Raw genomic sequence first — 23,592 nt, 5'->3', positions numbered from 1 at the left:
CGAGTGCACAATGAGTGCAACAGAGGGGGATTCATGGCTGTGACGACGACCGAGCCGCTGGCGGTGCTGGAGCGGATCCTGCACGAGGGATTCGCGACCGGGAACGACGCGATCGTGGACGAGGTGTGTGCACCAGACCTGATCGAGCATCAGTTCGGCCTGGCCGGCACCGGGGAAGAGGCGCGGGCGCACGTGAAGGCGGCGATCCGGGAAGTGCACGCGATGATGCCCGATCTTGCTTACACGGTTGAGGATTCCGTCGTGGTCGGCGATGTGGTGTGGGCGCGCGGCCGGGCCCGGGGGACCGCGACCGGCGGCTTCTTCGGACCGCCGAGCAACGCAAAGATCGACATGGTGCTGTTCGAGATGGCGCGGGTCGTCGACGGGCGAATCGTCGAGCACTGGGGCTGCCCCGACCGCTTCGCTCTGCTCGCGCAGACGGGCGTCCTGGAGAGGCTGAAGTAGGAAAAGGCTTCCCGGAATCGCTTGGCAAGGTGTGACATTGCACCTAGGGTTTGTGCAATGTCACACCGTACTGAGCTGTGCGTAGAGCTGACCGGAGGTCTGCTGCAGGCGTGGCAGCAGCGGAACCGCGAGGCGACGATCCCGCACGCGATCCGCGAGCTGCGGGCCGCGGGGAACCTCGACAACCTCCGTCGGCTGGCGGATCCGGCCGTCGGTCCGTACCAGGGTCGCTATCCGTTCCTGGACACCGATCTCTACAAGACCCTCGAGGGTCTCGCCTACGAGGCGGATCGAGACGCGGGGATCCGCGCGTTCTACGACGAGGTCGTCGAGGTGCTGCAGCAGGCGCAGGCCGGCGACGGGTACCTGAACTCCTACTTCCAGGACCCCGACCAGCCGAAGCAACCGTGGTCCGATCTCGCCTGGGGGCATGAGCTCTACAACCTCGGGCATCTCGTCCAGGCGGCGGTGGCGGCGCAGCGGCAGCTCGGGGACGACCGGCTGCTGACCGTCGCGCGCCGGTTCGCCGACTTGGTGGTCGCCAAGTTCGGGCCGGAGGGTGAGCCGGCGATCGACGGTCATCCCGAGGCCGAGATGGCGCTGGTCGAGCTCTATCGCGAGACCGGTGAGCGCGCCTACCTGACGCAGGCCGAGCTGTTCGTCGAGCGGCGCGGCCGCGGGAACCTCGCCCGGACGATCTTCCCGGGGGAGTACTTCCAGGACCACGTGCCGTTCCGGGAGCTGCCATCGGTGATCGGGCATGCCGTCCGGATGGCCTACCTCGCGGCCGGTGCGACCGACGTACACCTGGAGACCCGTGAGCCGACTCTGCTCGCGGCGCTGGAGCGGCTCTGGGACGACATGGTCGCGACCAAGCTGTATCTCACCGGCGGGCTGGGCAGCCGGCACTCCGACGAGGCGATCGGCGATCAGTACGAACTGCCCTCCGAGCGCGCGTACGCCGAGACCTGTGCGGCGATCGCGCTCATGCAGTGGGCCTGGCGGATGTTCCTCGCGACGGGCAAAGCGTCGTACCTGGATGTCCACGAGACCGTGCTCTACAACGCTTATGCCGTTGGCCTTTCGGCAGCCGGCACGGCGTTCTTCTACGACAATCCGCTGCAGCGGCGGCCGGACCACGAGCAGCGGTCCGGCGCGGAGGACGGCGGCGAACCGCTGCGGCGCGCGTGGTTCGGCTGCCCGTGCTGCCCGCCGAACATCATCCGCTGGATGTCGGAGCTGCAGGACCACGTCGCCACGGCCGGCGAGAACACCCTGACGATCGGTCTGTACGCCGACGCGCGGATCACCGCCGGGGATCTGACCGTCACGGTCAGCACCGACTATCCGTGGGACGGCGAGATCACGGTCACCGTGGTGGACGCACCCGCCGCCGAGCAGACGCTCAAGCTCCGGGTTCCGGCGTGGGCGCAGGACGCGCGGCTCAACGGCGAACCGGTCACGCCGGGCTGGGCAACCATCAACCGACTCTTCCAGCAGGGCGACGTCATCAGGCTGTCGTTGCCGATGGCACCGAGAGCGCATGGATCACACCCGTACCTGGACGCCACCCGCGGCGCGATCGCGGTGGCCCGGGGTCCGCTGGTCTATTGCGTCGAGCAACAAGATTCACCGGCGCCGGTCGACGACCTGCTGCTGTCGGTGGCGGCCGTCCACGCCGCGACCGCGCGGCGGCAGGGCGACCACGTCGTACTCGAGCTGACCGCGGCGGCGGCACCGGCGCCGCCGAGTGAGCTGTACCCCGTGCTGACCGAACGGGTCGAGGAGCCCGTCGGCAGCCCAGTGCCGGTGACGTTCGTTCCGTACTTCCTGTGGGGCAACCGTGAGGCGTTGGCCATGCGCGTGTGGCTGCGAAGCGAAGGAGAAAGCAGATGAAGAGAACATCCATGCTGGTGGGGATGGTGGCCTCGGCCGCCCTCGCGCTCACCGCGTGCGGCGGCAGTGGGAACGGGGCCAAGGGCGACTCAGCCGGTCCCGGCAGCAAGGCCGTGCATGGCGGCACGGTGCAGGTGCTCGCGAACGCCGCGTTCTCGCATCTGGACCCGGCGCGTGGCTTCGACGGCGGCGTGAACAACTTCTACCGATTGATCTACCGGACGCTGACCACCCAGGGGGCCGCACCCGGTGCCGAGGGCACCAAGATCGTTCCCGATCTGGCGACCGACACCGGCAAGTCGTCCAACGGCGGGAAGACCTGGACCTTCACCCTCAAGGACGGACTGTTCTTCGAGACCGGCGCGCCGATCACGAGTGCCGACGTGAAGTGGGGCGTCTCGCGCGCGTGGGACCCGGAAGTCGGCATCGGGTCGCCGTACGCGAAGCAGCTGATCGACGCACCCGCGTCGTACCAGGGACCGTACAAGTCGGGTGATCTGCCGACCATCACGACCCCGGATGCGAAGACGATCGTGTTCCAGCTGAAGAAGCCGTTCGCGGACTTCGGCAGTGTGGTCGCGCAGAACACCTTCACGCCGGTACCGAAGGGTCAGGGCGCCGGGAATCAGCTGGACAGCAAGCCGATCGCCTCGGGACCGTACAAGGTGTCCGAGTTCAAGCCGGGTGCCGCGCTGAAGCTCGTCCGCAACGACAAGTGGGACAAGAAGTCCGACAGCGTCCGGAGCGCGAACCCGGACGGGTTCCAGTGGACCTTCGGGCTCGACCCGGCCACGATCGACGAGCGGATGATCGCCGGTCAGGGCACGGATGCCGACGCGATCGCCGGCACGATCCAGGCGGCCAGTGTGGCCCGGATCCAGACTCCGCAGCTCAAGCAGCGGACGATGACCGGCATCAACGGCTGTACGACGTACATGGGGCTGAACACCACCAAGAAGCCGTTCGACAACGTCAAGGTCCGGCAGGCGATCAACCTCGCGGTGAACAAGCAGACGGTCCGCGACGCGGTCGGTGGCTCGGCGCTGGCCGACATCGCGACGAGCATCCAGCCGCCGACGGTGGTCGGGCGGGTCGACTACGACCCGTACCCGAGCCCGGACCACAAGGGTGACGTCGAGGCCGCGCGCAAGCTGCTCGCCGAGGCCGGGTTCGAGGCGGGCTTCCCGCTCACGCTCGACATCCGCGCCCAACCGAAGATGCAGGCGATGGCGGTCGCGATCCAGCAGGCCCTCGAACCGCTCAAGATCACGGTCAAGATCAACACCATCGACACCGCGACGTACTACGAAGTGATCGGTACGACATCGCAGCAGCACGACGCGGCGATCACCGGCTGGTGCCCGGACTGGCCGTCCGGCGCGACCTTCCTGCCGCCGCTGTTCGACGGCCGCAACATCACCCCGAAGGGCAACTCGAACCTGTCCCAGCTGAACGATCCGGCGGTCAACGCGAAGATCACCGAGATCGCGGGACTCACCGACGTACAGGCGGCCAACACGGCGTACGGCGAACTGGACAAGCAGATCATGGCGCTCGCACCGGTCGTGCCGCTGCTGTACGAGAAGGTGCTGATGCTTGTCGGTGGCAACATCGCCGGCGCCTATCTGCACGACGGTTTCTCCGGTGGTATCGACCTGGTCTCGGTCGGTCTCCAGAACGCGGGGAAGTAGTAGCCGATGACAACGACCCCGACGTTGCTCGAGGTCGAGGAGGTGGGAACCCCGGCGGCGGCCGGTGGTTCCCCGGCCTCGGCCCGGCGGATCCTCAGGATCGTCACCCGGGACAAGGGCGCGCTCGCCTGCGTGACGTTCCTGGCGATCGTGGTCCTGATGGCGGTGGCCGCGCCGCTGATCACCAAGCTCAGCGGCTGGGGACCGTACGCGTTCGACTCGGCTGCGATCGACTCCTCGCTCGGCGGTGTCCCGCGTGGTGCGTTGGGCGGCATCAGCGGCGAGCACTGGTTCGGCGTCGAGCCGCAGAACGGCCGCGACCTCTTCGCCAGGATCGTGTACGGCGCTCGCGTGTCGATCACGATCTCGCTGGCGGCGACCGTGCTGACCGGCGTGCTCGGCGTCGTCCTGGGGATGCTCGCCGGTTTCTATCGCGGCTGGGTCGACCAGGTGATCTCGCGGGTGATGGACTTCCTGATGGCGTTCCCGGCGCTGATCTTCATGATCGCGATCCTGTCGTCGCTGCCGGCCGGGAACCGCCCGGTGCTACTGGTCGTGGTGATCAGCGTCTTCGGCTGGCCGTACCTGGCCCGGGTGATTCGCGGGCAGACGATGACACTGGCCGGGCGTGAGTTCGTCGAGGCGGCCAGAGCCTCCGGTGCCAAGGACCTGCAGGTGGTGTTCCGCGAGATCCTGCCGAACCTGCGCGGTTCGATCGTCGTGATGACGACGCTGGCGATCCCCGGCTACATCGGCACCGAGGCCGGGCTGTCCTTCCTCGGCGTCGGGGTCTCACCGCCAACCGCATCGTGGGGCCAGATGATCTCCAGTTCGGTGAGCTGGTACTCGGTCGACCCGATGTTCTTCGCGATCCCCGGCGCCTTCCTGTTCCTGACGGTGCTGTCGCTCACTGTGCTCGGCGACAAGATCCGCACCGCGATCGACCAGGGGGCGGCAGCATGACGCGTTACGTTCTGGCCCGGCTCGGTGGGGTCGTCGTCATCCTGCTGGCCGTGTGCCTGTTCACCTATCTGATCTTCTTCAAGCTCTCGCCGGACCCGGCGGTGATGATCTGCGGCAAGACCTGTACGCCGGAGCGGATCGACTCGATTCGTTCGGTGCTCGGGCTGAACCAGCCGATCCTCACCCAGTTCCTCGACTTCCTCCGGGGGATTGTCGCCGGCCGCGATTACGGCGCGGTGCATTGCTCGGCGCCCTGTCTGGGCTACAGCTTCCAGACCAACGAGTCGGTCTGGGCGATGATCACCAGCCGGCTCCCCGTCAGCATCACGGTTGCTGTCGGCGCCGCCGTACTGTGGTTGCTGGCGGGGGTGATCGGTGGCTTGGTCAGCGCCGTCAAACAAGGCACTTGGTGGGACCGTACGGCGATGGCCTTGGCCCTCGGCGGTGTGAGCGTGCCGAACTACGTGCTGGCGCTGGTGTTGCAGTACGTGCTGGTGGTCAAGCTTCAGGTGCTGCCGTTCCCCTCGGCACCGGCGTTCGGCGACGATCCCGTGGTGTGGTTCGAGTCGTACCTGATGCCGTGGGTGGTTCTCGCCGTCGGCTACGCCTGTCTGTACGCGCGGCTGACCCGGAGCAACGTGATCGACACTCTGTCGGAGAACTACTTCCGGACCGCGCGGGCCAAGGGATTGGGCGGCTCGCTGATCATGCGGCGGCACGCGTTGCGCCCGGCCCTGACTCCGATCGCCACCATCTTCGGGATGGACTTCGCCGGCCTGCTCGGCGGTGCGCTGATCACCGAGACTGTGTTCGGGCTGAACGGGATCGGCAAGCTGGCCGCCGATTCGATCGCCAAGAACGATCAGCCGGTGATCATGGCGGTGACCTTGCTGGCCGCCTTCTTCGTTGTCATCGGCAACGTCGTGGTCGACCTCGTCTACACCGCACTGGATCCGCGAGTTCGGGTGGTGTCCGCATGAGCGACGAACTGTTCGTGGTCGAGGATCTGACCGTCACGTTGCCGACCGGCCGCGGTCCGGTCGACGTGGTCAAGAACGTGTCGTTCACGGTCGGCCGGGACGAGACACTCGGCATCGTCGGCGAGTCCGGGTCGGGCAAGTCGATGACGGCGCTGGCTGTGCTCGGCCTGCTGCCCCGAGGAGCCCGTACGTCGGGCAGCGTGCGACTGGACGGCACCGAGCTGCTGGGGCGCTCGGATCGCGAGTTGCGGCCGATCCGCGGGAACGCGATCTCGATGGTCTTCCAGGACCCGCTGTCCTCGCTGAACCCCTATTACACAGTGGGACTGCAGATCGAGGAGATGTACCGGACGCATCGGGGCGGATCCCGGAAGGCGGCCCGGCAGGTGGTGATCGAGGCGCTGGAGCAGGTCCGGATCCCCGATGCCGGCCGACGGATCGATCAGTACCCGCACCAGTTCTCCGGTGGGATGCGGCAACGCGTGATGATCGCGATGGCGTTGTGCTGTTCGCCGTCGCTGCTGATCGCGGACGAGCCGACGACCGCGTTGGACGTGACCGTGCAGGCCCAGATCCTGGAGCTGCTGGCCGAACTGCAGTCGTCCACCGGGACCGGGATGATCTTCATCACCCACGACCTGGCGGTGATCAGTTCGATCGCCCAGCGGGTGCTGGTGATGCGCTCCGGTGATCCGGTCGAGTACGGAACCGCCGAGCAGGTGTTCTCCGACCCGCAGCACGACTACACGCGGATGCTGCTGGACGCCGTACCGAGGATCGACGACGAGGTTGCGTCATGACGTTGCTGCAGGTGCAGGGAGTGGTCAAGGAGTTCACCACCCGCGGCGGTGCGGTGGCGCGGAAGTCGACGTTCACCGCGGTCGACGATGTCAGCTTCGACGTCGACCTCGGTGAGACGCTCGCGGTCGTGGGGGAGTCGGGGAGCGGCAAGTCGACCACCGCGCGGATCGCGGCTCGGCTGCTGGATCCGACGCGAGGGACGGTGCTGTTCGACGGCGAGGACGTAACGCGGGCCCGCGGCAACGAACTGGCGCGCTTCCGCAACAACGTCCAGGTCGTCTTCCAGGATCCGTTCTCGTCGCTGAACCCGCGCTACACCGTGGAGCGGATCATCACCGCGCCGCTGAGCTACCAGGGCATCAAGCCGGTCGGGGGCTATCGAGCCGTCGCGCAGGAGCTGATGGAGCGGGTCGGATTGAATCCTGACCATAGCCAGCGGTATCCGGCGCAGTTCTCGGGCGGGCAGGCGCAGCGGATCGGCATTGCTCGTGCGCTCGCCGTGAACCCGAAGCTGGTGATCTGCGACGAGGCGGTGTCGGCACTCGACGTGTCGATCCAGGCGCAGGTCCTGGAGTTGCTGATGCGGCTTCAGGCGGAGAGCGGGTTCAGCTACATCTTCATCGCGCACGATCTGGCCGTGGTCCGGCAGATCTGCCACCGGGTGGCCGTGATGAACCAGGGCAGGATCGTCGAGCTCGGTCCCCGGGACCAGGTGTTCGGCGATCCGCAGGACGACTACACGCGGACGCTGCTGGCCGCCGTACCGCGGATCAATCCGGAGTGGGACGCCAAGCGGCGGCAGCGAAAGGTGACGCAGTGATCAGCTATACGATTCCCGATCTGCAGGTCCGGGAGCACACGGTCGAGGTCCCGCTGGACTGGTCGGATCCGTCGTCGGAGTCGATCACCGTCTTCGCGCGCGAGCTCGTCGAACCGGTGCGCAAGGACGAGGACCTGCCGTGCCTGCTGTTCCTGCAGGGCGGACCGGGCGGGAAGAGTCCGCGGCCGGTGGGTTCGATGCCCTGGATCACGCACGCACTGAAGACCTTCCGGGTGATCCTGATGGATCAGCGCGGTACCGGTCGCAGTACGCCGGTCAGTGGCCGGCGGATGGCGTCGATGTCGGCCGACGAGGGCGCCGACTATCTGGCGTGCTTCCGGGCCGATTCGATCGTGGCGGACGCGGAGCACCTGCGGAAGACGGTCTTCGGGGGTCGCCGGTGGTCGACGCTCGGCCAGAGCTACGGCGGCTTCCTGACGCTGGCCTATCTGTCGAACGCGCCCGAGGGGCTGACGGCCTGCTATGTGACCGGCGGGCTGCCCGGGCTGGAGCCGTCCGCGGCCGAGGTGTACCGGCGCACCTATCCCCGGACGGCCGCCAAGAACCGCGAGTACTACGCCCGCTTCCCGCATGACGTCGAGCGGATCGGCCGGATCGCGGACCGGTTGGCCGCCGCCGACGTGCGGCTCGCCGACGGGGACCGGTTGACGGTACGCCGGTTCCAGTCGCTCGGCATCGACTTCGGGATGAAGCCCGGGTTCGAGCGGATCCACTGGCTCGTCGACGAAGCCTTCGACGGCGACGACCTCTCCGAGACGTTTCTCGAGCAGGTGCGCGGACTGTCGTCGTACCGGACGAATCCGTTGTTCGCGGCGCTGCAGGAGAGCATCTACGGCTCGGGTGACGGTGCGACCGGTTGGGCGGCCGAGGCGGAGCGGGCGCGGCATCCGGAGTTCGCCGAGGACGCGCGGCCGCTGCTGCTGACCGGCGAGATGATGTACCCCTGGATGTTCGCCGAAATCAGCGGATTGCGGCCGTATCAGGGGGCGGTCGAGCGGCTGGCGCAGCGGCCGCACTGGCCCGAGCTGTACGACGTCGAGCGGCTGGCGGCGAACGACGTACCGGTTGCTGCTGCGGTGTATTTCGACGACATGTACGTCGACTCCGGGCTGCAGCTCGATACTGCGCGCCGGGTCGGCAACGTGCAGGCGTGGGTGACGAACGAGTACGAGCACGACGGTCTCGGTACGGCGCGGGTGTTCGAGCGGCTGACCGAGCTGGTTCGGTCGGTCGGGGGTGGCGTCGCGGCTCGCTGAGCGTCGTACAGGACAATAGGCGGCGACCAGGGAGGTGGGAATGGCTGCCGATTCGATCGGGCCGCTGCCGAGTGTCCGGCGGCTGGACCAGCGCGAGAACCTGCGCGACAGCGTGGCGAACGCGCTGCGGGCCGCGGTCATCTCCGGTGAGCTGGAGCCGGGGGAGGTGTACTCCGCGCCGATGCTCGGGGCCCGCTTCGGCGTCTCCGCGACACCGGTCCGCGAGGCGATGCTCGACCTGGTCCGGGAGGGCCTGGTCATCTCGCTGCGGAACAAGGGCTTCCGGGTCACCGAGGTGTCCGAGGAGGACCTGGACAACCTGGCGGCGCTGCGCCAGCTGATCGAACCGCCGACGGTGCGCGACGTCGTACCGGTGATTCCGGCCGCGGACTTCCCGAAGCTGCGGCGGCTGGCCGATGACATCGTGGTGGCGGCCGAGGCCGGCGATCTGATCGCTTATATCGAGGCTGATCGGGTCTTCCACGTCACGCTGCTCGCGTACTCGGGCAACCAGAAGCTCGTCGACGTCGTCTCGGATCTGCGGTCCCAGACTCGGCTGCTGGGGCTCACCCCGCTGGTCGAGAGCGGGCGCCTGGTCGCGTCGGCCGAGGAGCACCATGAGCTGGTCGAGCTGGTTGAGGCGCGCGACGGTGACGGCGCTGAGCAACTCATGCGCCGCCACATCGGGCACGTCCGCGGGCTGTGGGCCCGCTCCGTTTGATTCAGGACAGGTTGAGCGCCTGCTGAGCGCTGTCGGCGGCGTCGGCGCCGTACGCGTTGGACATCCGCTCGAGGAACTTGCCGCGGTCCAGCGTGTACTCCTGGGTGCCGACGGTTTCCAGGACGGTCGTCGCCAGGGTGCAGCCGATCTGGGCCGAGACCTCGTGCTCGAGGCCGGCGGCGCGGCCGGTCAGGTAGCCCGCGCGGAAGGCGTCGCCGCCGCCGGTCGGGTCGACCAGACCGGGTGCCGGGACCGCGGGGACCTTGGTGAGGATGCCGTCGGCGTTCTCGATCACGACGCCGTCGCCACCGTGGGTGGTCACCCGGACACCGACCTTGCTGAGGATCTCGTCGTGGCTCCAGCCGGTCTTCTGCACCATCAAGCCGGCTTCGTACTCGTTGCTGAACAGGTACTCCGCCCCGTCGATCAGGCGCTGGATGTCGGCACCGTCCATCCGGGCGAGCTGCTGGGACGGGTCCGCGGCGATCGCGATGCCGTGCGCGCGGGCCAGTTCGGTGTGCTTGAGCATGCCCGCGGGGTCGTCGGCGCCGACCAGGACCAGGTCGATCCCGCCCACGGCCTGGTGGATCGCGGCCAGGTCGAGCTCGCGGGACTCGGCCATCGCGCCGGTGTAGAACGAGGCGATCTGGTTCGCGTCGAGGTCCGTCGTACAGGTGAAGCGGGCGGTGTGCACGTTCTCGCAGACGCGGACGTGGGAGACGTCGACACCGGCCTCGGTGAGGGCGGCGCCGTACTCGGCGAAGTCCGCGCCGACCGAGCCCAGGAGCAGCGACGGGCGGCCGAGCTGGGCCATCCCGTAGCAGATGTTGGCGGCGACCCCGCCGCGGTGCACGACCAGCTCGTCGACCAGGAACGACAGCGAGACCTTGTGCATCTGCTCTTCGAGGAACTGGTCCTTGAACCGCCCGGGGAACGTCATCAGGATGTCGGTCGCGATCGATCCGGCGACGGCGATCTGCATGCGGGTGTGCTCCTCGGGTGGGGTGCTTGTGCGGCTTTTGGACAACCCATAGAGACTACAGCCGACCGTTCTAATACATGGAGGCGTACTGATGGGCTCCCAAGTTCAGGTAACTGACGAGCTGCACGACTACATGGTGGCGCACGGCACACCGCTGGACGACATCGCGACCGAGCTGGTGGCCGAGACCCGGGCGCTCGGTGACGTCGCCGAGATGCTGACCACGGCCGACCAGGCGGGGCTGCTGACCACGCTGACCCGGCTGATCTCGGCGCGCCGGGCGGTCGAGATCGGGACCTTCACCGGCTTCTCCGCGCTGGCGATCGCCCGCGGCCTGCCGGACGACGGGCAGCTGATCTGCCTGGACGCCAGCGAGGAGTGGACCGCGATCGGCCGCCGGTACTGGGAGCGCGCCGGGGTGAGCGAGAAGATCGAGCTGCGGATCGGCGACGGGCACGCGCTCGCGGCGGCGTTGGAGGGATCGTTCGACCTGGCCTTCGTCGACGCCGACAAGCCCGGGTACGTCGACTACTTCGAGAAGCTCGTTCCGCTGATCCGGCCGAACGGGATCCTGCTGTTCGACAACACGCTGGCCGGCGGCCGCGTCGTGAACGCCGACGGTCCGGCCGACCGCAAGGAGTTCAACGCGCACATCGCCGCCGACAAGCGCGTCGACGTCACGATCCTCGGGATCGGCGACGGACTGACCCTGGTCCGCAAGAAGTGAGCAAGGCGACGCCGCGGCTGGCGATCACGGACCTGCAGCACAAGTACGGCGACCGGCCGGTGATCGAGGGCCTCACCTTCACGCTGAAGCCCGGCCAGGCGGTCGCTCTGGTCGGCCCGAACGGCGCCGGCAAGACCACCGTGCTCAAGTGCATCGTCGGCGCGGCCGAACCGGCGGCGGGCACCATCCTGCTCGACGGTCAGCCGATCGACGAGCGGTCCGACGTCGTTCGCCGCGACGTCGCCACCCTGCTCGACGACCTCGACTTCTTCCCCGACCTCACCGCGGCCGAGCACCTCGACCTGCTCGCCCGCGCCCACGGCAACCCGACGCCCGAGGACCTCGTCGACACGTTGCTGGACGACATCGGGCTGTTGCCGGCCGCCGACCAGCTGCCGGGCTCGTTGTCGTCGGGTCAACGCCGACGGCTCGCGCTGGCGACGGCCTTGGTGCGCCCGCGGAAGCTGATGGTCCTCGACGAGCCCGAGGCCCGGCTGGACGTCGACGGCGTGCGCTGGCTGTCCGAGCGGCTGATCGAAGAGAAGAAGTCCGGTACGTCGATCCTGTTCGCGAGCCATGATCCTGGTTTGGTCGAGGCGGTCGCGGACTCGATCGTGACGCTGACGCCGCTGCCATGAGTGAACCGGTGGTGTTCGACCCCGCGGACTTCGGCGCGATTCCGGCGCCGCGGGCGCTGCGGAAGTGGATGCGGGAGACCCGGCGGAAGCACGCGGACCGCTCGTTCGGGCAGCTGTTCGAGGATGTCTACCTGGTCATCTTCACGCTCGCCATGCTCGGCGCGACCGGCGGTAACGTCGTCAAGCACCTGAACGCCGACATGACGACCTGCGACTCGCTGCACTGCATGCGGTTGTGGAGCGTGATCCCGTACATCCTGATCCCGTTGCTGGTGGCAACCACCTTGCGGGTGCTCGTGAGCATCGGCCCGGTCTCCGCCTCGCAGGCGACCGGCTTCTGGCTGCTCGGTACGCCGGTCAACCGCAGTGCGATGCTGCGTCCGACGTACTGGAAGGCGATCGCCGGTACGGCGGTGCTGGGTGGTGTCGTAGCGACGGTGGCGTGGGCTGTGCTTGGTTCGCCGTTCACGTCGCTCGCGGAGATGTCGATCGTGACGACCGCGCTGATGATTTGTGCGGCGTGTGTGACGGTGTGGGCGCAGCAGACCGAGCGGCGGACGTGGTGGACGCTGCGCGCGGCTGACCTGCTGCTGGTGGTCGCGGTGGTGCCGGCGGTGTGGCTGGCTGTCCAGCGCTTCAGGGACCCGGTGAAGGTCCAGACCGCGAACGTCGTGATCGGGCAAGGTTGGGGCCTACGCGAGGGCAGCGGCTTCCCGCTTGCAGGGCCGACCACGGAGCATTGGTACGCGAGGGCCCGAAATGTGTACGAGCAGGAGCCGGCGTTGAGCTCCGGGGATGTGCGGTTGCTGGTGATTGGGGCCGCCGCGCTCGTCGTCGTGCTCGCGCTGGTTGTGCTCACCGCGCGGACGCTTGGGCGGCTGAGCCGGACAACCGTGATCGCGGGCGGCGAGCTGCTGGCGGGACTGGCAGGCGCGGCCTCCACCCTGGACCCGAGCATGCTGGCGGACGTGGTCTCCGGGCGGCACTGGCGGTTGCGTGGCCGGGCTCGTACGCGGCGGGGTCGTGGGGCTCATGGTGGCGCCCTCATCCACCGCGAGTTCGTGCGGATCCTGCGCTGGCCGCGGCGGCTCGTGATGGCGTTCGCGTTGCTCGTGGTCCCGTACGCCGTGGCCGGCGCCGGGTTCGATCCACTCGTACCGATCGCCGCCGGGTTCGCCGGCTTCGCCGCCATCCGGCCGTTGATGGACGGACTGCGGTCGGTGTGCCGGTCGAAGGGACTCGTCCGCGCGCTCGGCTACGACCTGCGCGAACTTCGCATCCTGATGGCGATCGCGCCCGGGCTGATCACGATCGTCTGGGCGCTCGCGGCGTACCCGATCCTCGGGAGCGGAGCCGCCACGTTCGCGGTCGGAGCCGGCATCATCGCAGGCGCGGTCCGCCAGGCGTCGGCGCGGCCGCCGTCGTACGCCGGGCCGTTGGTCGCCTCGCCGATGGGCGCGATCCCGCCGGGGTTGTTCTCGCAGCCGATGCGTGGATTCGACGTACTGCTGATCTGCCTGGCGCCGGTGCTGCTCGGCCTCAGCTCGACGTGGCTGCTGTCGATCCCGGGCTTCGTGCTGGCCGTGATGTTCGCCGTCCGCCCGAAGACCGACTGAGTTCGACCGCTGCGGTTGGCTTATCTTTGCGTGGACAGGTACCTTGTATCGCATGGTAGCGGAGAAGGTCTTCACCCAGCTGCGGCGCGGGACGCTGGAGTACTGCGTGCTGGCGCTGCTGCAAGGTGAGGAGCGGTACGGGTTCGACCTGGTGAAGGAGCTCGGCGAGATCGACGGAATGGTCACCACGGAGGGCACGATCTACCCGCTGCTCGCCAGGTTGCGGCGCGAAGGGCTCGTCGAGACCAGTTGGCGCGAGTCCGAGTCAGGCCCGCCGCGGCGCTACTACCGGTCCACACCGTCGGGCACTCAAGCCTTGGCCGACTTCACCACGGACTGGGATCGGTTTCGAACGTCGGTCGACGCCATCTTGCGGCGCGGCAACGAGGGGAGACGGAAATGAGCGCGGATCGACTGGTCGCGGCGTATGTGAGTGAGCTGGTGACGGCAGCCGAGCCGCTGCCCGAAGAACGGCGTACCGATCTGCTGATGGATGTCACCTCGCACATCGCCGAGGCGCGGGCAGCGGGCGCGTCATCGGAGGAAGACGTCCGGCAGGTGCTCAAGCAGCTGGGGGACCCTCGCGATATCGTCGCGGCCGCGACCGACGGCCTGGTCCTGGTCGACCGCCCGCAACCCCAGCCGCGCTTCCGCGCCCGCGACCTCGCGGTCTTCGGCTTGCTGCCCTTCGGGGTCTATGTGTTCTTCGCCGGCTGGATCGCCGGGTTGTACCTGCTGTGGACCTCGGATCGCTGGACAACTCGCGAGAAGTGGCTGGGGACGCTGGTCACGCCCTTCGGGTACGCGTCGGTCCAGGTCCTGGTGACCGTTGATGCCGGCTTCACGCTGCCCAGGGCGGTCGGCTGGCCGCTCGGCGTCCTGCTGCTGCTGGGGCCGATCGTGTCGATCGTCGTACTGGCTCGCAACGGCAGGCCCGGCCGTTCAACGCAGTAGCGGCAGCAGTTGGTCGCCGATGCGAATGGTCTCCTCGCGGTACGGCGTATCGGACAGGATGAAGTGCGTGATGCCGAGATCCTGGTACTTCTTCAGCGACTTCGCCACGTCCTCGGCGGAGCCGACGAGCCACGTCGTACCGGCGCCGCCACCGCCGTACTTGCCGGGGGCTGTGTAGAGGTTGTCGTCGAGTACGTCGCCGCGCGCGGCCAGGTCGATCAGCCGCTGCTGCCCGACCGCCTTGAACCAGCGGTGGTCGCGGTCGCCCGCATTCTCCGCCATGGTCGCGACCTTGGCCTCGGCATCGGCCCAAGCCTGCTCGGTGGTGTCGCGCACGAGCGTGGTGATCCGCAGACCGAACTCGAGCGGCTTGTGCTCACGGCCCAACTCGTCCTCAAGCTCGCGCAGCCGACTGATCCTTTGAGCAATGCCGTCCAGCGGCTCCCCCCAGAACAACTGCACATCCGCATCAGTCGCCGCGACCCGCTGCGCCGCCTCAGACGCCCCACCGAAGTAGAGCTTCGGCGGTACGACGGGCCTGGTGGCGACCGTGGAGTCGGTCACCTGGAAGTACTCGCCGGTGAAGGTGACGTTCTCCTCGGTCCACAGCCGCCTGGTCAGCTGCAGGAACTCCTTCGTGCGCGCATAACGCTGAGCCTGGTCACCCTCGGAGTCGCCGTACGCCTTGAGGTTGTCCTGCCCCGACACGATGTTCACCAGCAGCCGCCCGCCGCTCAGCTGATCCAGTGTGCCTGCCGCGGACGCGAAGTGCGCCGGCCGCCAATACCCCGGCCGAATCGCCACCAGCGGCCGGAAGGTCGTCGTACGAGCCGCTAGCGCAGCCGCCACGGTGAAGGTGTCTGGGCGCCCCCATCCTGTCCCGAGCAGCGCCCCACTCCACCCATGCTGCTCAGTGAGCAACGCCAACTCGGTCAGCCGATCAAGGCTGTTGTGCCCACTGGTCGCATCATCACCACGGTGCCCGGGCTCGACCTGATTAGGGATGTACCAAAGGAACTCGGCGGTCATGATTCAAGATTATGTCCACCAACTTACTTCAATTGGGCTGTCTCACGGTGCGGTTGTCAACCCACCCGCGCGGCTCGCTTGTGGTGCAGGTGGCGTTACCCGCCCGGGCCGGCTGGGGTGGCCCGCCGAGGGCAACTGACCGAACCAGTCGGCTACTCGTCGATCAGCCGAATGGACTCCCGGCGCCGCCGACATAGCGGCATAAGCACCACTCCGTCCACCCCGGGCGGTGACCGCCACGATCCGCTACTCCCGCGCAGTCACCGTTCTCGCGATTGGAATCCCGCTCGACCTGGAACTCGAATCTTGCACAGTCGAATCGGCGCAAGCTCGACACCACACTCCTCCCGCAGTTCCCCGCGCACCGTCTCGACCGCGGAATCACCCGCCTTCGGCGATCCACCCGTCAGATCCAACAACCCGTCGTACGACCCCCGAGCCTTCCGCGCCAGCACGAGCCGCCCCGTCTGCCGCCACACCCAATGACGCCGAAGTGCCTGGCGCTGCTCATCGAGTGAGTTGGCGCCGGAACCAGGGGAGTGCGTACTCGGTGATGTCGTGGGTGACATCCTTGGCCAGCTCAGCCGGGTCTGTTCGTGCAGAGAGGCGCCACCATTTTTCCTCCCGCTCCGGGGTGAGCTCGCCGATGCGTACCCATGAGGCCGGCTCTCCGTAGGAAACCGAGACAGCTGGGCGCTCCGGCAGGTGGGGGCGCTGATGCCTCGCTGCGTTCCAGGCGGACTTGTTCACGGCCAGGAGGTTGATGGTGAACCGCAGTTCGGTGGCGGTGCTGCCGGACGCTCTCTGGAAGCCGAGCAGGGCCCAGTAATCCGAGGATGGCAGCGAGTACCTGCCTGCGGAGCCCTTGAACCCAGCAGCGCGGAGTGCAGGGCTCAGCGTCTCTTTCACCAAGGCGTCGTACAGAGCTTGCGCCGGAACTGCAGGTGCCGTCCGCTGGAACCAGTTGCCCTGCATGATCACAAGCTAGCTGCCGATGAGTCGACGAAGCCCACCCAGCAATGGAATCCAGCTGCCCTTCCTTCTCTTCGTGAGGCTCATCAGGGGCGGAGACCGTTGACGAGTAGGGCGAGGAGTCGTTCGGCCTGCTCCCGGTGCTGGTCGGGTGCGGCTGCCAGGACACCGCCGACCATCGCGGCAACTACGTCGTCGGCCGGTACGTCGGGCCGCAGTACGCCGGAAGCCGCGCCTGCCTCCAGGAAGTGGCTGATCGCGCCGGCGACCCGGCGCCGCGTTTCGGCCTGGATGATCGCGCCGGAGGCGATCATCGCGCGCAGGCTGTCGCCCATTGCTCGCTTGGAGTCGATGAAGTCGAGGTAGCTGGTCATCCAGGCGAGCAGTGCGGCGTCCGCGGGACCGGTCTGCGCGAGCTTGGGCGCGGCGTCGCACAGGCGGGTGAGCTCCTGGCGGTAGACCGCCTCCAGGAGAGCTTCCTTGGTGGGGAAGTGCCGATAGAGGGTGGCGATGCCGACTCCGGCGCGCGCGGCGATCTGGTCGAGCGATAAGCGCACCGTCTCACCCTTGCGTGCCGCCTTGGCGAGATCGTGCAACTCGTCGATCGCCGCCGCGACCACCTGCTCGCGTTTCCGCGCCGCGTCCGCCCGCATAAGTGGAGAAACCTCCAGTTGGTGTATCGTCGATCCCTGAAACGGAGAAACCTCCATTTTACCGGAAGGATCGCAGATGGACCCGCTCTCCCTCGCCGGCCGGCCGATCAACCGCATCGGGTACGGCGCCATGCAGCTCGAAAAGGTGGATCGTTCCGCCGCGACCGCCGTACTGCGTCGTGCCGTCGAGCTCGGCGTCAATCACCTCGACACCGCCTCCTTCTACGGCGACGCCACCGTGAACGAGCACATTCGCGCGGCCCTGACGCCGTACCCGGCGGATCTCGTCATCGTCAGCAAGGTCGGCGCCCGGCACATTGAAGGCGACTTCCCGCTCGAGCTCGCCCAGCGTCCGCACGAACTCCGCTCGCAGATCCACCGCGACCTCGCCACCCTCGGCCTCGACCAGGTCCCGATCGTCAACCTCCGCCGCGCCGACCAAGGGCCGGGCTTGATTGCGTCCGGCGTCAACGTCGTACCGATCGACGATCAACTCGCCGAGCTGATCGCCCTGCGCGACGAAGGTCTCATCGGTGCCATCGGCCTCAGTAACGTCAGCACCGCTCAGATCGAGCATGCGCTGCCGGTCGGCATTGTCTGCGTGCAGAACGCGTACGGCGTTCTCGACCGAACCCACGAGGATGAGCTCGCCCTTTGTGCGGCTCATGGGATCGCCTGGGTGCCGTACTTCCCGCTGGGTTCTGCCTTCCCGCAGTTCCCGTCGCCGAACGACCACCCGATTGTTGGGCGCATCGCTGGTGACCATGGTGTCACCCCGGCTGCGATCGCCCTGGCCTGGCTGCTTGCCCACAGCAACCACATCGCGCCTATTCCCGGTACTCGCTCCATCGCGCACCTCGAGGAGAACCTCTCCGCGGCGGACGTCGTACTGACGGCTGACGAGCTCGCCGAACTGGACGGCCTCAGTCAAACCAGTTGAAGACGACGTGCCCGAGCGACGGCGGCTGGTGGTAGTCCACGTCGGCACGCTCGGCCGGTGACAGCTCTGCGAGGTGCTCGGCTCGCACTGGGGAGTTGAGATCGTCCGGCACGACGAACCCTGCCTGCTGGAAGATCACCGCCCCGGGACCTCGCAGAACGCTGCATCCAGCCGCTCCAGGTCCCGCGCCGCGGCCACCCATCGCAACGGGACATTCAGCCGTAGCTGGATCACCTCGTCGTCGCGAAGCTCCACCGAGTAGTAGTTTCGCCCCGGTCCCGGCGACTGCATCACCCCCGACACGGCGTACGCCGTACGCCGCGCGACCGCGTGAACCGCCCCCAGCCACGCCCGAGCACATGCCTCGTCCACCGCCGGCAACGTGCACCCCGCCGGTAACACGAAGCTCATCGCAACGCCCGGAGATAACGCCTGCGGTAGAAGACCTGCGCCACCCGCGCCAGCGGGTACACAACCCGCCGCACCCCCGTCGCCGGCCGCGTCAACGACCGGACCGTCAACCACACGGAACCGTCCTCCCGACGGCTCACCTCAAACGCTTCCTCGCCCCGAATCGGATGCCCCTCAAGCGTCCGATAAGCAAACCCCTTCCGATCCACCTCATCCACCACAGCAACCACTTCGACCGGCTCCCGCACTCGCAGCGGCCCGATCCGAGCAACAATCCAATACCTGTTGCCCACGGCCACCAACCGCTCGTCCGCAACCTCGAACCCACTGCGAGTCTTGACTCCCCACCTGAAAACCTCGCGCCCCGCAGACGCCCAAACCGCGTCCCCGCTCCCGACGCAAGCACTCCGCTCGACCCCACCACCCGCAAGCGTCACCCCGCCCCCGTCGTACGACGCCATCCTCCCCGCCAACGTCACACCAGTCATGCCCGGAACCTACTCCAGTCGCCACAGCAAACGACGAAGCCCACCCGGCGGTGCGTAGCTGGTGTGCGCACATGAAAGCGGATGGGTATCAGCGCCGTTTGTAGGTCAGTGCTGCACCACCCGGACCATGAGGGCACCCTAGTATTGGTGGGAGTTGACACCCTGGCGGGCGCGCAAGCGGAGCGAGTCCGAGCAGATTGAGCGGAGGGGGCGCATGTCGGCGACGAAGCTCCTGGTGCTCGGTATCGTGCACCTCTCCGGCGGCGCGCATGGCTACCAGGTGCGGTCCGAACTGCAGAGCTGGGGTGCGGAGACTTGGGCCAAGATCAAGCCCGGCTCGGTTTATCACGCGCTGAAGAAGGCGGCGACTGATGGCCTCCTCACCGAACACGCCGAGCCGGGCAACTCCGGGCCGGAGCGCGTTCTGTACCGCGCGACAGCTCGGGGACGTGACGAGATAGTCGAACTGGTCCGTGTCGGTCTGCGGCGCACCCACGACCCGGACATGCTCAACGCGTCCATCGCCATGTTGCCCATGCTGACCAGGACAGATGCCATCGCGCACGTCAACGAGCGGGTCGCGCGCCTGGAAGCGGAGCTCGTAGAGCAGGCCAAGTGGCGGGAACACCCCAATCGGGACACCCCCGAGCACGTCCGCGAGCAGGCCGAACTGTGGGCGGGACACGCACGCACCGAACTGGAGTGGGCGAAGAGCCTGAGCAAACGACTGTCTGAGGGCGCCTACACCATGGCCGATGATCCGGGTTCGTGGCGAACGGTCTCCGATCACCTCAAGATGCCCTACTAGACAAACTTGACTAGACGTTCCTCCTCGTGCTCTATTGGTCAAGTAATCAAATTTGACTAGCGCTCAACCAATCGGTTCGCAAGACCGAGAGAAGGAGTCGAACGCATGGGAAAGCTCGCGATCGAGACGAGAGGGTTGAAGAAGAGCTTCGGCAAGACCCACGCGGTCGCCGGTGTGGACCTGGCCGTGAGCGCGGGGGGCGTGTACGGCGTGCTCGGTCCGAACGGGGCAGGCAAGACCACCGTGATCCGCATGCTGGCCACGCTCCTGCGCCCGGACGCTGGAGAGGCGCAAGTGCTCGGTTACGACGTCGTGCGTGACGCCCGGGCGGTGCGGAGCAGGGTGGGCCTGACCGGGCAGTTCGCGTCGGTGGACGAGGACCTCACCGGGGTGGAGAACCTGTTGCTGCTCGCCAGGCTGCTCGGCTACTCACGCCGGGGAGGCAGGGAGCGGGCGGCCGATTTGCTCGACGCGTTCGGTCTTGCCGAGGCGGCCGACCGGCAGGTGAAGAAGTACTCCGGCGGGATGCGCCGGCGCATCGACATCGCGGCGAGCCTGGTCGTCACCCCCGAACTGATCTTTCTCGACGAGCCCACGACCGGGCTCGACCCGCGCAGCAGGAACCAGGTCTGGGAGATCGTCAGGGGCATGGTCGCCGAGGGCACCACCGTGTTGCTGACCACGCAGTACCTCGACGAGGCCGACCAGCTGGCCGACCGGATCGCGGTGATCGACCACGGGAAGGTGATCGCCGAGGGCTCGAGTGGCGAGCTCAAGGCATCGGTCGGTGCCGGCTCGCTGCACGTACGGCTACGTGTGCCCGAGCAGCGGGCCGAGGCCGGACGAGTCCTCGCCGGCGTCCTCGAGGTGCCGGCCGAGCCGTCCGCCGACCCGGCCGCGCTGTCCGCGCGGATCTCGGACCCCGAGCGGGTCGCCCGCGCCCTGGCCGAGCTGTCCCGCAGCGGCATCGACGTCACCGAGTTCGCGCTCGGTCAGCCGAGCCTGGACGAGGTGTTCCTCACCCTGACCGGACACGCCGCCGAGGAGGTTGCCGCATGAATGCCACGACCGCGGAACAGGCGTCGGCGCCGGTCACCGAGGACGCGCTGCGCAGTGTGCTGTTGGCCGGCGAGCGGCCGTCGCGCCCCGGCCCGGTGCTCACCTCGTTGACGTTCGGCTGGCGCGCTTTGCTGAAGATCAAACACGTGCCCGAGCAGCTCGTCGACGTGACCATGTTCCCGATCATGTTCACGCTGATGTTCACCTACCTGTTCGGTGGCGCGCTCGCCGGGTCGACTCAGGAGTACCTGCAGTTCCTGCTGCCGGGCATCCTGGTGCAGGCGAACGTCATGATCACCATGAACACCGGCATAACGCTGAACACCGACATCCAGAAGGGGGTGTTCGACAGGTTCAGGTCACTTCCGGTGTGGCGACCGTCGCCGCTGGTCGGCGCCCTGCTCGGCGATGTGATGCGCTACTCGATCGGGTCGGCGACTGTGATCACGCTCGGACTGGTCCTGGGGTTCCGGCCGGAGGGTGGCGCCGTCGGGGTGGTGCTGTCGGTCGCGCTGCTGCTGGTGTTCTCGTTCTGCCTGTCGTGGCTGTGGACGATGCTCAGCCTGATCCTGCGCACGCCGAACTCGGTGGCGGGGGTCAGCATGATGGTGATGTTCCCGCTGACGTTCGTGAGCAACATCTTCGTGGACCCGAAGACGATGCCCGGGTGGATGCAGGCGGTCGTCGAGCTCAACCCGATCAGCCACCTGGCGACCGTGGTACGCGGCCTGATGGACGGCTCGGTGCCCGCCGGGGAAATCGGCTGGGTGCTCGTCTCGTCCGTACTTCTCGTCGCGGTCTTCGGTCCCATCACCATGGTCCTCTACCGCAACAAGAAGTAGCTGCCGCTACAGGCCCGGACACGACAAGGAGAGCCGAATGAGCACCATCCCCAAGAACAACTCGGAAACCGTTGCGCACACGCCCGGGCGGGCGAGCAGCATCGGGGTCTGGATTCTGCAAGTCGTGCTGGCGGCGGAATCTCGAAGCTCGCCGGCGACCCGGTCATGGTGGACATGTTCGCCGACATCGGGGCCGGCCAGTGGCTCCGGTACCTGGTCGGAGCGCTGGAGGTCGCGGGAGGGGTTGGACTCCTGATCCCGGCTCTGGCGGGCCTGGCCAGTCTCGGGTTGGCGGCATTGCTGACCGGTGCTGTCATCACCGATCAGTTCGTGCTCGAGCAGAGCCCTTGGCTGGCGCTCGCCCTTCTCGTCGTGGCGGCCGTGATCGCAAGGGCGCGGTGGTCGCGCACCGAGGCCGTCGTCGGCACGCTGCTCAGGCGCTGAGACAAACCCCTCGAACGGAGATGTGAAATGAACGAGATGGACTTTCGCGTGACATCGAACGATGGCACCACCATCGCCTACGACCGGAAGGGAAGCGGCCCTGCTGTCGTCCTGGTAGGCGGCGCGCTGGACGACGGAGCCGAGAACGCTCCCTTGGTACCTGCTCTCGCCGAGCACTTCACGGTCTACAACTATGCCCGTCGGGGACGCGGCGCGAGCGGCTTCATCGAGCCCTACGCCGTGGAAAGAGAGATCGAGGACCTGGATGCGTTGATCGCGGAGGCGGGTGGCTCGGCACACCTGTCCGGGGCGTCCTCTGGTGGCGCGCTGGCGCTGGAAGCCGCCGCGGCCGGGTCAGCCATCGACGCGATCGCCGTGTGGGAGGTGCCCTACGCGGTCGGGGACGACATACGCCCGCGATTCGAGGAGTACATCGCGGACACCCGACGCGCCTTCGATGCCGGGCGAGACGAGGAGGTTCTCGAACTGTTCATGCGCCTGTCCGGCGCTTCCGACGACAACATCGCGGCCAGGAAAGCGGCAGGCAAGCAGACGTCGCATTGGGCGGATTCGGTCGCCCTCGCGCCCACGCTGGTCCACGACAGCGTCTTCCACAACCGCTACCAATTGCCGACCGATCGACTGGCAACGGTCACCCAGCCGGTCCTGGTCACCACCGGAGGACCGATCACGGTCCCCTACATGGCAGGCCTGCCCTCGGACTTCTTCGACCGCGCAGCCGACGAGCTTGCAGACCTACTACCCCACGCTCAACGGGAGACCCTCGACGGGCCGGATCACGTCGTCGACCCACAGACCATCGGCCCACTGTTGCTACGGTTCTTCAGCAGCGAACACTGAGAGGCCCGCGAGGTGGTGCGGGAAGACCGATTAGGCACCGCGCAAGCAGATCTTCGGGTGGTGCCGAGGTTGATGTCGTCGGCGGCGGCCGCTACGGCCGGGTCGACCTGCTGTGCATCGACGGACTCGGCTACAGGCAACTCGACCGCCGCGGCGCGGAACTCCTGTTCCTTCTCCTCACTGAGCGTGAGGAGAAGGCCTCGGTCGCGATCGCGTCCAATGACTCCTTCGGCGGCTGGACCAAGACCTTCGCCGACCCCCGGCTATGCGCAGCCATCGTCGACGCAAACCAACATCCGCGGCATCGACACGTGCCCGGCGGTGTCAGAACTCGCCAACAAGCGGTGTCGGACGAAACCTCCGCAGCCATGCATCCTGCCGAAGAACCCGTGCAGCCGTCGTACGTCGCCCGGATGGGTAAGCAGCGGCCGTACTGTGCGACCACCGAGCACGTGTGTGGGCGACGGGCACCTCTGGCCGGACGCAGATGAGTCGACCCGCGCCGCCATGGGTGCAGTGCTGGCGGCACGGGTCGATGGTCTCACGGAACAGCC

29 protein-coding genes are annotated in these 23,592 nt (G+C 67.6%); 21 read left to right on the top strand and 8 right to left on the bottom strand.

Translation table 11 applies throughout. The features are described from left to right. Positions 1–33 precede the first annotated feature (33 nt). Genes ABZS29_RS24070 through ABZS29_RS24030 form a run of 9 tightly spaced genes read left to right on the top strand, consistent with a single transcriptional unit; the run spans position 34 to position 9,614 of the window. Positions 34–465: an ester cyclase gene (locus ABZS29_RS24070; protein ID WP_355464735.1), complete on the top strand. Its 432-nt coding sequence runs from the start codon at positions 34–36 to the stop codon at positions 463–465. A gap of 57 nt (positions 466–522) precedes the next feature. Further along, positions 523–2,361: a beta-L-arabinofuranosidase domain-containing protein gene (locus tag ABZS29_RS24065; protein ID WP_355464733.1), complete on the top strand. Its 1,839-nt coding sequence runs from the start codon at positions 523–525 to the stop codon at positions 2,359–2,361. After that, the gene (locus ABZS29_RS24060; RefSeq protein ID WP_355464731.1) at positions 2,358–4,052 is read left to right on the top strand and encodes an ABC transporter substrate-binding protein; all 1,695 of its coding nucleotides are present in this window, start codon (positions 2,358–2,360) and stop codon (positions 4,050–4,052) included. The genes ABZS29_RS24065 and ABZS29_RS24060 overlap by 4 nt, the downstream gene beginning before the upstream one ends. 6 nt (positions 4,053–4,058) lie before the next feature. Then, positions 4,059–5,015, top strand: coding sequence for an ABC transporter permease (locus ABZS29_RS24055; protein WP_355464729.1), 957 nt, complete (start codon positions 4,059–4,061; stop codon positions 5,013–5,015). Continuing rightward, entirely contained in the window at positions 5,012–5,995 is a 984-nt protein-coding gene (locus ABZS29_RS24050) for an ABC transporter permease (protein ID WP_355464727.1), read from the top strand. The genes ABZS29_RS24055 and ABZS29_RS24050 overlap by 4 nt, the downstream gene beginning before the upstream one ends. After that, positions 5,992–6,795 carry an ABC transporter ATP-binding protein gene (locus ABZS29_RS24045; RefSeq protein ID WP_355464725.1) on the top strand — a complete coding sequence of 268 codons (804 nt, stop codon included), beginning with the start codon at positions 5,992–5,994 and terminating at the stop codon, positions 6,793–6,795. Before ABZS29_RS24050 ends, ABZS29_RS24045 begins: the two co-directional genes overlap by 4 nt. Further along, the gene (locus ABZS29_RS24040; RefSeq protein WP_355464723.1) at positions 6,792–7,616 is read left to right on the top strand and encodes an ATP-binding cassette domain-containing protein; all 825 of its coding nucleotides are present in this window, start codon (positions 6,792–6,794) and stop codon (positions 7,614–7,616) included. The genes ABZS29_RS24045 and ABZS29_RS24040 overlap by 4 nt, the downstream gene beginning before the upstream one ends. Next, entirely contained in the window at positions 7,613–8,893 is a 1,281-nt protein-coding gene (locus tag ABZS29_RS24035; RefSeq protein WP_355464721.1) for an alpha/beta fold hydrolase, read from the top strand. Before ABZS29_RS24040 ends, ABZS29_RS24035 begins: the two co-directional genes overlap by 4 nt. 40 nt (positions 8,894–8,933) lie before the next feature. Then, positions 8,934–9,614, top strand: coding sequence for a GntR family transcriptional regulator (locus ABZS29_RS24030; RefSeq protein WP_355464719.1), 681 nt, complete (start codon positions 8,934–8,936; stop codon positions 9,612–9,614). Position 9,615: 1 nt separating this feature from the next. On the opposite strand, the gene ABZS29_RS24025 is transcribed toward ABZS29_RS24030, so the two are convergent. Beyond that, positions 9,616–10,596 (bottom strand): carbohydrate kinase family protein, encoded by a 981-nt coding sequence (locus tag ABZS29_RS24025; RefSeq protein WP_355464717.1) that lies wholly within the window; start codon positions 10,594–10,596, stop codon positions 9,616–9,618. Positions 10,597–10,687: 91 nt separating this feature from the next. On the opposite strand from ABZS29_RS24025, the gene ABZS29_RS24020 reads away from it, so the two are divergent. Genes ABZS29_RS24020 through ABZS29_RS24000 form a run of 5 tightly spaced genes read left to right on the top strand, consistent with a single transcriptional unit; the run spans position 10,688 to position 14,531 of the window. Further along, positions 10,688–11,323, top strand: coding sequence for a class I SAM-dependent methyltransferase (locus tag ABZS29_RS24020; protein ID WP_355464715.1), 636 nt, complete (start codon positions 10,688–10,690; stop codon positions 11,321–11,323). Next, positions 11,320–11,961, top strand: coding sequence for an ABC transporter ATP-binding protein (locus ABZS29_RS24015; RefSeq protein ID WP_355464713.1), 642 nt, complete (start codon positions 11,320–11,322; stop codon positions 11,959–11,961). Before ABZS29_RS24020 ends, ABZS29_RS24015 begins: the two co-directional genes overlap by 4 nt. Beyond that, entirely contained in the window at positions 11,958–13,577 is a 1,620-nt protein-coding gene (locus ABZS29_RS24010; RefSeq protein ID WP_355464711.1) for a DUF6297 family protein, read from the top strand. The genes ABZS29_RS24015 and ABZS29_RS24010 overlap by 4 nt, the downstream gene beginning before the upstream one ends. Before the next feature lie 52 nt (positions 13,578–13,629). Beyond that, entirely contained in the window at positions 13,630–13,980 is a 351-nt protein-coding gene (locus ABZS29_RS24005) for a PadR family transcriptional regulator (RefSeq protein WP_355464709.1), read from the top strand. Continuing rightward, positions 13,977–14,531 (top strand): hypothetical protein, encoded by a 555-nt coding sequence (locus tag ABZS29_RS24000; protein WP_355464707.1) that lies wholly within the window; start codon positions 13,977–13,979, stop codon positions 14,529–14,531. The genes ABZS29_RS24005 and ABZS29_RS24000 overlap by 4 nt, the downstream gene beginning before the upstream one ends. On the opposite strand, the gene ABZS29_RS23995 is transcribed toward ABZS29_RS24000, so the two are convergent. The 4 genes from ABZS29_RS23995 to ABZS29_RS23980 form a co-directional block, all read right to left on the bottom strand. Continuing rightward, positions 14,520–15,560 carry an LLM class flavin-dependent oxidoreductase gene (locus tag ABZS29_RS23995; RefSeq protein ID WP_355464705.1) on the bottom strand — a complete coding sequence of 347 codons (1,041 nt, stop codon included), beginning with the start codon at positions 15,558–15,560 and terminating at the stop codon, positions 14,520–14,522. The genes ABZS29_RS24000 and ABZS29_RS23995 overlap by 12 nt on opposite strands. Before the next feature lie 260 nt (positions 15,561–15,820). Beyond that, complete coding sequence (locus ABZS29_RS23990) at positions 15,821–16,129, bottom strand: NUDIX domain-containing protein (RefSeq protein ID WP_355464703.1); 309 nt, start codon at positions 16,127–16,129, stop codon at positions 15,821–15,823. Next, on the bottom strand, positions 16,068–16,535 hold the full coding sequence (locus tag ABZS29_RS23985) for a DUF4304 domain-containing protein (RefSeq protein ID WP_355464701.1): 468 nt from the start codon (positions 16,533–16,535) through the stop codon (positions 16,068–16,070). The genes ABZS29_RS23990 and ABZS29_RS23985 overlap by 62 nt, the downstream gene beginning before the upstream one ends. Before the next feature lie 83 nt (positions 16,536–16,618). Continuing rightward, positions 16,619–17,185, bottom strand: coding sequence for a helix-turn-helix domain-containing protein (locus tag ABZS29_RS23980; protein ID WP_355464699.1), 567 nt, complete (start codon positions 17,183–17,185; stop codon positions 16,619–16,621). A gap of 76 nt (positions 17,186–17,261) precedes the next feature. Here ABZS29_RS23980 and ABZS29_RS23975 point away from each other — a divergent pair, with 76 nt between their 5' ends. Continuing rightward, positions 17,262–18,125, top strand: coding sequence for an aldo/keto reductase (locus ABZS29_RS23975; protein WP_355464697.1), 864 nt, complete (start codon positions 17,262–17,264; stop codon positions 18,123–18,125). On the opposite strand, the gene ABZS29_RS23970 is transcribed toward ABZS29_RS23975, so the two are convergent. The 3 genes from ABZS29_RS23970 to ABZS29_RS23960 are packed head-to-tail and all read right to left on the bottom strand — an operon-like array spanning position 18,109 to position 19,024. Next, complete coding sequence (locus tag ABZS29_RS23970) at positions 18,109–18,264, bottom strand: hypothetical protein (protein ID WP_355464696.1); 156 nt, start codon at positions 18,262–18,264, stop codon at positions 18,109–18,111. The genes ABZS29_RS23975 and ABZS29_RS23970 overlap by 17 nt on opposite strands. Continuing rightward, positions 18,261–18,536, bottom strand: a complete 276-nt coding sequence (locus ABZS29_RS23965) for a hypothetical protein (protein WP_355464694.1) — start codon at positions 18,534–18,536, stop codon at positions 18,261–18,263. The genes ABZS29_RS23970 and ABZS29_RS23965 overlap by 4 nt, the downstream gene beginning before the upstream one ends. Further along, on the bottom strand, positions 18,533–19,024 hold the full coding sequence (locus ABZS29_RS23960; protein WP_355464692.1) for a DUF1990 family protein: 492 nt from the start codon (positions 19,022–19,024) through the stop codon (positions 18,533–18,535). The genes ABZS29_RS23965 and ABZS29_RS23960 overlap by 4 nt, the downstream gene beginning before the upstream one ends. A 214-nt stretch (positions 19,025–19,238) precedes the next feature. On the opposite strand from ABZS29_RS23960, the gene ABZS29_RS23955 reads away from it, so the two are divergent. From ABZS29_RS23955 to ABZS29_RS23930, 6 genes are all read left to right on the top strand, one after another. Then, positions 19,239–19,832: a PadR family transcriptional regulator gene (locus ABZS29_RS23955; RefSeq protein ID WP_355464690.1), complete on the top strand. Its 594-nt coding sequence runs from the start codon at positions 19,239–19,241 to the stop codon at positions 19,830–19,832. A gap of 105 nt (positions 19,833–19,937) precedes the next feature. Next, positions 19,938–20,891 (top strand): ATP-binding cassette domain-containing protein, encoded by a 954-nt coding sequence (locus ABZS29_RS23950; RefSeq protein ID WP_355464688.1) that lies wholly within the window; start codon positions 19,938–19,940, stop codon positions 20,889–20,891. Further along, entirely contained in the window at positions 20,888–21,733 is an 846-nt protein-coding gene (locus tag ABZS29_RS23945; RefSeq protein ID WP_355464686.1) for an ABC transporter permease, read from the top strand. Before ABZS29_RS23950 ends, ABZS29_RS23945 begins: the two co-directional genes overlap by 4 nt. A 165-nt stretch (positions 21,734–21,898) precedes the next feature. Beyond that, positions 21,899–22,177: a DoxX family protein gene (locus tag ABZS29_RS23940; RefSeq protein ID WP_355464684.1), complete on the top strand. Its 279-nt coding sequence runs from the start codon at positions 21,899–21,901 to the stop codon at positions 22,175–22,177. A 48-nt stretch (positions 22,178–22,225) separates the two neighbouring features. After that, positions 22,226–23,038 carry an alpha/beta fold hydrolase gene (locus tag ABZS29_RS23935; RefSeq protein WP_355464682.1) on the top strand — a complete coding sequence of 271 codons (813 nt, stop codon included), beginning with the start codon at positions 22,226–22,228 and terminating at the stop codon, positions 23,036–23,038. Further along, positions 23,035–23,529, top strand: a complete 495-nt coding sequence (locus tag ABZS29_RS23930) for an ATP-binding protein (RefSeq protein WP_355465561.1) — start codon at positions 23,035–23,037, stop codon at positions 23,527–23,529. The genes ABZS29_RS23935 and ABZS29_RS23930 overlap by 4 nt, the downstream gene beginning before the upstream one ends. Positions 23,530–23,592 lie beyond the last annotated feature (63 nt).

The sequence above is a fragment of the Kribbella sp. NPDC005582 genome (assembly GCF_040605415.1).
Classification (GTDB): domain Bacteria; phylum Actinomycetota; class Actinomycetes; order Propionibacteriales; family Kribbellaceae; genus Kribbella.
The sequence above is the reverse complement of the archived record's forward strand: the minus strand, read 5'-3'. Positions and strand labels throughout refer to the sequence as shown.

Bases quoted from the DNA above. Each gene is read 5' to 3' on its own strand.
- ABZS29_RS23990 (WP_355464703.1), bottom strand. From the start codon at position 16,129: ATGTCACCCACGACATCACCGAGTACGCACTCCCCTGGTTCCGGCGCC.
- ABZS29_RS23980 (WP_355464699.1), bottom strand. From the start codon at position 17,185: ATGCGGGCGGACGCGGCGCGGAAACGCGAGCAGGTGGTCGCGGCGGCG.
- ABZS29_RS24020 (WP_355464715.1), top strand. From the start codon at position 10,688: ATGGGCTCCCAAGTTCAGGTAACTGACGAGCTGCACGACTACATGGTG.
- ABZS29_RS24065 (WP_355464733.1), top strand. From the start codon at position 523: ATGTCACACCGTACTGAGCTGTGCGTAGAGCTGACCGGAGGTCTGCTG.
- ABZS29_RS23955 (WP_355464690.1), top strand. From the start codon at position 19,239: ATGTCGGCGACGAAGCTCCTGGTGCTCGGTATCGTGCACCTCTCCGGC.
- ABZS29_RS23945 (WP_355464686.1), top strand. From the start codon at position 20,888: ATGAATGCCACGACCGCGGAACAGGCGTCGGCGCCGGTCACCGAGGAC.
- ABZS29_RS23965 (WP_355464694.1), bottom strand. From the start codon at position 18,536: ATGAGCTTCGTGTTACCGGCGGGGTGCACGTTGCCGGCGGTGGACGAG.
- ABZS29_RS24060 (WP_355464731.1), top strand. From the start codon at position 2,358: ATGAAGAGAACATCCATGCTGGTGGGGATGGTGGCCTCGGCCGCCCTC.
- ABZS29_RS24030 (WP_355464719.1), top strand. From the start codon at position 8,934: ATGGCTGCCGATTCGATCGGGCCGCTGCCGAGTGTCCGGCGGCTGGAC.
- ABZS29_RS23975 (WP_355464697.1), top strand. From the start codon at position 17,262: ATGGACCCGCTCTCCCTCGCCGGCCGGCCGATCAACCGCATCGGGTAC.
- ABZS29_RS23960 (WP_355464692.1), bottom strand. From the start codon at position 19,024: ATGACTGGTGTGACGTTGGCGGGGAGGATGGCGTCGTACGACGGGGGC.
- ABZS29_RS23950 (WP_355464688.1), top strand. From the start codon at position 19,938: ATGGGAAAGCTCGCGATCGAGACGAGAGGGTTGAAGAAGAGCTTCGGC.
- ABZS29_RS24040 (WP_355464723.1), top strand. From the start codon at position 6,792: ATGACGTTGCTGCAGGTGCAGGGAGTGGTCAAGGAGTTCACCACCCGC.
- ABZS29_RS24010 (WP_355464711.1), top strand. From the start codon at position 11,958: ATGAGTGAACCGGTGGTGTTCGACCCCGCGGACTTCGGCGCGATTCCG.
- ABZS29_RS23940 (WP_355464684.1), top strand. From the start codon at position 21,899: ATGGTGGACATGTTCGCCGACATCGGGGCCGGCCAGTGGCTCCGGTAC.
- ABZS29_RS24025 (WP_355464717.1), bottom strand. From the start codon at position 10,596: ATGCAGATCGCCGTCGCCGGATCGATCGCGACCGACATCCTGATGACG.
- ABZS29_RS24050 (WP_355464727.1), top strand. From the start codon at position 5,012: ATGACGCGTTACGTTCTGGCCCGGCTCGGTGGGGTCGTCGTCATCCTG.
- ABZS29_RS24045 (WP_355464725.1), top strand. From the start codon at position 5,992: ATGAGCGACGAACTGTTCGTGGTCGAGGATCTGACCGTCACGTTGCCG.
- ABZS29_RS24055 (WP_355464729.1), top strand. From the start codon at position 4,059: ATGACAACGACCCCGACGTTGCTCGAGGTCGAGGAGGTGGGAACCCCG.
- ABZS29_RS23985 (WP_355464701.1), bottom strand. From the start codon at position 16,535: ATGCAGGGCAACTGGTTCCAGCGGACGGCACCTGCAGTTCCGGCGCAA.
- ABZS29_RS24005 (WP_355464709.1), top strand. From the start codon at position 13,630: ATGGTAGCGGAGAAGGTCTTCACCCAGCTGCGGCGCGGGACGCTGGAG.
- ABZS29_RS24070 (WP_355464735.1), top strand. From the start codon at position 34: ATGGCTGTGACGACGACCGAGCCGCTGGCGGTGCTGGAGCGGATCCTG.
- ABZS29_RS23995 (WP_355464705.1), bottom strand. From the start codon at position 15,560: ATGACCGCCGAGTTCCTTTGGTACATCCCTAATCAGGTCGAGCCCGGG.
- ABZS29_RS24000 (WP_355464707.1), top strand. From the start codon at position 13,977: ATGAGCGCGGATCGACTGGTCGCGGCGTATGTGAGTGAGCTGGTGACG.